The sequence below is a fragment of the Paenibacillus sp. AR247 genome, from assembly GCF_002968895.1.
GTDB classification, from domain to species: Bacteria; Bacillota; Bacilli; order Paenibacillales; family Paenibacillaceae; genus Paenibacillus_AQ; species Paenibacillus_AQ favisporus.
This window is the reverse complement of sequence record NZ_PCZT01000005.1, coordinates 11,460-16,125: the sequence shown is the minus strand read 5'-3', so window position 1 is coordinate 16,125 and position 4,666 is coordinate 11,460. Positions and strand designations below refer to the sequence as shown.

At 56.6% G+C, this 4,666-nt stretch carries 3 protein-coding genes and 2 pseudogenes; 3 read left to right on the top strand and 2 right to left on the bottom strand.

The annotated features are described in order from the left end of the window. The first annotated feature begins 193 nt into the window (after positions 1-193). The 3 genes and pseudogenes from CPT76_RS04045 (at position 194) to CPT76_RS04035 (ending at position 2,926) form a co-directional block, all read left to right on the top strand. Positions 194-866: pseudogene (locus CPT76_RS04045) on the top strand (GntR family transcriptional regulator). 121 nt (positions 867-987) lie between these two features. After that, positions 988-2,088, top strand: coding sequence for a mannonate dehydratase (gene uxuA / locus CPT76_RS04040; protein WP_105442014.1), 1,101 nt, complete (start codon positions 988-990; stop codon positions 2,086-2,088). Beyond that, positions 2,072-2,926, top strand: coding sequence for an SDR family oxidoreductase (locus CPT76_RS04035; RefSeq protein ID WP_105442013.1), 855 nt, complete (start codon positions 2,072-2,074; stop codon positions 2,924-2,926). Before uxuA ends, CPT76_RS04035 begins: the two co-directional genes overlap by 17 nt. 78 nt (positions 2,927-3,004) lie before the next feature. Here the strand turns inward: CPT76_RS04035 and CPT76_RS38240 are convergent, their stop codons facing one another. Further along, complete coding sequence (locus tag CPT76_RS38240; RefSeq protein ID WP_374954605.1) at positions 3,005-4,042, bottom strand: TrmH family RNA methyltransferase; 1,038 nt, start codon at positions 4,040-4,042, stop codon at positions 3,005-3,007. 27 nt (positions 4,043-4,069) lie between these two features. After that, positions 4,070-4,420: pseudogene (locus CPT76_RS41865) on the bottom strand (potassium channel family protein); the annotation flags it as partial. Between the last annotated feature and the right edge of the window lie 246 nt (positions 4,421-4,666).

Here is a 4,666-nt window from a genome sequence, read left to right as displayed (position 1 = left end):
GTCCTGTACCCGGCTCTCAAACCTGTACGCCCTTTTCCATGACGGGTTTTCAGAGCTTGCAGAACCTGCTTAATCCTATTGGCCTGCATTTTATTGGCTTTTCATTCTAATATCCAGGTCGGTCAGCTGCAAATTTTCATTTCGTCTGCCATACTTGTATGGTAGTATGGAAGTGTCAGGAGGTATCCATGAAATGGATGAAACTATGCTCCAATCCGGTTCAGCCGGAAATCTCGTGTACCAACAGCCCAAGCAGCAAATTGTCAGTCTGGAGCTTCCCCCGGGTACGGCCCTGTCCGAGAAAGAAACGTCCCTGACCTTTCACGTCAGCCGGACGCCGGTTCGGGAGAGCTTCGTTCGCCTGGCCCAGGAAGGCCTGCTGCTGGTGCTGCCTCAAAGGGGACCCTGTCTCGCTGATCGATCCGGACATGGTGGAGGAAGCCCGTTTCATGCGTGAGCAGCTGGAGAAGGCCGTCATCCGTCTCGCTTGCGAGTCCTTTCCCGCAGACAAGCTGCAGGAGATGGAGAACAATCTCGTGATGCAGCAGGAGAGCATGAAGCAGCTTGACGGCAAGCGAATGTTTGAGCTCGACGAGGCTTTTCACCGAATCCTGTTTGAGGGTGTCCGGAAAATGGGCACATGGAACGTCATTCAGCAGATGAACGCGCATCTGAACCGCACCCGCGTGTTATGGCTGTCGCTGGATCCGCACTGGGGGAACCTGTTTGAGCAGCACCGGGAAATGATCCAAGCCATCCGCAGCCGGAATGCGGACCTCGCCGAACGGATCATGAAGGAGCATCTAACCCTCAGCATTTCGAACCTCCCGGTCCTGAAACAGCGCTACCCGGAATATTTCAAGTAAGTCATGCTGGCCTGTGTAGCAAGGCCGCCGGAGCATGCCATACCGGTACCGGCAATGGTGCCGATGAAATGGCAGCAGCTTCTTTCTGCAAAACAACATAATGACAAGGCGGTGTATGGGATTGCGTATGGTATTCCGTTGGTTCGGCGAAGGCAATGACACGGTTTCGCTGGATCATATCAAACAAATTCCCGGTGTCGAAGGGATCGTGTGGGCGCTTCATGACGTCCCGGCCGGAAACGAATGGCCGATGGAGAAGATCATCGCTGTTCGGGATCAGGCTGCAGCACATAACCTTCATATTGACGTGGTGGAAAGCGTTAACGTCCACGAGGATATTAAGCTGGGGCTGCCGACCCGGGACAAGTATATCGACAATTACGTCAAAACGATCGAAAAGCTGGCGCAAGTCGGCGTGAAAGTGATTTGTTACAACTTTATGCCGGTGTTCGACTGGGCGCGGACGGAACTCTACAAGCGGCTGGAGGACGGGTCCACGGCACTCTTTTTTGAAAAATCCAAAATCCACGGCATTGACCCGTTCGACCTTGTGCAGACGATCAACCAGAACAGCTCCCTGACGATGCCCGGCTGGGAACCCGAACGTCTTGCGCATCTGACCTCCCTGTTTGAGGCCTATCGGAATGTGACGTCAGAGGACCTATGGGACCATCTCGCCTATTTCCTGGAGGCAGTCATTCCAACTGCGGAGCGCTGCGGCATTACGATGGCCATCCACCCGGACGATCCGCCATGGCCGATTTTCGGGCTGCCGCGCATTATTACTGGCCAGGACAGCCTGCGGCGCCTGCTCTCCCTTGTGGACTGCCCGTCCAATGGCATTACGCTGTGCAGCGGCTCCCTTGGGGCCAATCCGGACAACGACATCATCGCCATGATCCATGAGTTTGCGGACCGGATTCCTTTTGCCCATATCCGCAATGTGCGCGTGTATGAGAACGGCGACTTTATCGAGACTTCGCACCGGACGCAGGACGGCACCGTCGATATCGCGGGCATCGTCAAGGCATATCATGACACCGGCTTTACCGGTTATGCCCGCCCGGACCACGGCAGACATTTATGGGGCGAGCAGTGCCGGCCGGGATACGGCTTGTATGACCGCGCCATGGGCATTATGTATCTCTGGGGGTTGTGGGACGCCTACCAGAAGCTTCAACCTACCGCAGAAAAGAGGGATACGCATGAAAGCATTGCCTAACCACCCTGCCCTGCACGGAAAAACAGCCGTTGTTACCGGCGGGTCCGGGGTTCTCTGCAGCGCCATGGCGCTGGAGCTCGGACGCCAAGGGGTAAAGGTCGCGATTTTGAACCGGACGGCTGAAAAGGGCGAAGCCGTTGCCCGGCAAATCCGCGAAGCGGGCGGTCAGGCGCTTGCCGTGGCCTGCGACGTGATGGAGCCCGGCAGCGTGCAGGCGGCGGAGCGCCAGGTCCGCGAGGCCTTCGGCCCGTGCGACATCCTGATTAACGGAGCGGGCGGAAATCATCCCAGTGCTAATACGACGGAAGAGATCTATAAGCCGGAGCACCTTGGACAGCCAGGGATCACGACGTTTTTTGATCTCAGCATCCAGGGATTCCAGAACGTGCTCGGCCTCAATATGATCGGCACCCTCATTCCGACCCAGGTCTTTGCCGGGCAGATGATCGGCCGTCCCGGCGCGGTTGTGCTGAACATATCCTCCATGAGCGCACCGAGTCCTATGACCAAGGTGCCCGCATACAGCGCAGCCAAAGCAGCGATTAACAACTTTACTCAGTGGCTGGCGGTTCACCTTGCCGAATCGGGCATCCGGGTCAACGCCATGGCCCCCGGCTTTTTCCTGACAGAACAGAACCGAAAACTGCTGACGAACGAGGACGGGTCCCTGACCGAACGTTCCCATAAAATCATCAGCCACACGCCGATGCGCCGGTTCGGCGTTCCGGAAGACCTGCTGGGTACCCTGCTCTGGCTGGTGGACGACACCACCTCGGGCTTTGTCACCGGCACGGTGGTGCCCGTTGACGGCGGATTTATGGCCTATTCGGGCGTGTAACGCAACGCAAAAAAGGCAGCTCCGCATCGCACACCGAGCGGAATTGCCTTTTATTTTTATATTCACGAGCAGGCAGGTTCAAGCAAAATGCCGCTGCCGCATCGCCTCGAACAGCATCAGCGTCGAAGCCATCGCCACGTTCAGCGACTCGGCCTGTCCCCGCATCGGAATGATGAGCGCGTCATCCACCAGCTGCTGCGCCTGCTCCGATACCCCTTTGGCTTCGTTGCCGACGAGCAGCCAGCAGGAGCCCTGCCGGAAATCGTAGCTGTAGCACGTGTCCTGCGCCTGCAGGCTGGTGCTGATCACCCGCACGCCACTCCGCTTCGCCTCCGGCAGGATCTCCATCAAATCACCCTCCACCACGGGTAAATGGAACAGCGACCCCATGGTCGAGCGGATCGTCTTCGGATTGTACAGGTCGGCCGACCCGCGCCCCAGAATGACCCCGTCCGCCCCAGCCGCATCGGCACTGCGGATGATCGTCCCGACATTGCCGGGATCCTGCACGCCGTCCAGGATGATGACCAGGCTGCTTTCCCGGCTCATCAGGGCGTCAAGCCCTGCCGCGGACTTGGGCTTCCGGGCAACGGCAAAAACCGGCTGCGGCGTTTTCGTATCCGTACACTTCGCGATTACCGCAGGCGATACGCCGATCCACTCCGCAGATTCCCCGCCAGCCAGATGGGCAAGCTCGGACGGAACCCCCTGCTCCAGGTCAAAAGCGACGCACTCCAGGTCTGCCCCGGCCGTCAGCGCCTCCTGCACGAGATGAATGCCCTCGATGATATATTTATGCTGCTTGTCCCGGTGCTTCTTCTCGAGCAGCTGTGATTTCGGATAAGCCAGCTCCAACTTGGTCAAATCGCTTTTTTCGCCAACGATAACGAGTACGTCGTCTTCGCTCAGCGGGGCGTCGGCATACGGCGAAATATCCATCTTCGTGCCGTGCTTGATCGCCATGACGTTGCAGCCGAAGCGGGCGCGAATGTCGAGCTCCCTCAAGTTTTTGCCGACCATGTCCTGCGAAGCCTTTAATTCCAAAATGCTGTAGTCTTCGGAAATTTCGATGTAATCCAAAATATTCGGCGAAGTGAGATGGTGGGCGACCCGCATACCCATATCCCGCTCCGGAAAAATCACTTTATCGGCGCCGATCTTTTGCAAAACCTTGCCGTGCAGTTCATTTTGCGCTTTGACGATAATCGTTCCGACCCCAAGATCCTTCAGGATGAGCGTCGTCAAAATACTGGATTGGATGTCTTCGCCGATGGCGACAACCACCACGTCAAAATTGCGGATGCCCAGGGCTCGAAGCGCCTCTTCATCCGTTGAATCCGCTGATACGGCATGCGTAACCATATTTGATACCGCCTGGGTGCGCTGTTCATCCGAATCGATGGCAAGCACGTCAAACCCCATCTCGCTCAGTGTGTTTGCAACACTGGAGCCAAAGCGCCCCATACCGATGACGGCGTACTGCTTTTTCGCCATATGTTAACCTCCACGACTATAAGAAGTCTATCCTGATTATTATATCACAGCGGGTGAGAAACTTGAATTTTGCCACCCGCCTCGGGGCACATTACTAAAGAATATCATTACAATTCAGACTGAGCCCTGGGAAGCAGAACTGCGTCCGCACGTTATATGGAAGCGGGCAGCTCTGATGTGAAGGGTTCAAACTTTTTATCCTGGAGGGAAAACGATCATGTCAATTCTTCTCGACCTGCGCCAAGC

Excerpts from the sequence above, each read along its gene's own strand:
- CPT76_RS38240 (WP_374954605.1), bottom strand. The coding sequence starts at position 4,042 with ATGCGGGTCGCCCACCATCTCACTTCGCCGAATATTTTGGATTACATC.
- CPT76_RS04035 (WP_105442013.1), top strand. The coding sequence starts at position 2,072 with ATGAAAGCATTGCCTAACCACCCTGCCCTGCACGGAAAAACAGCCGTT.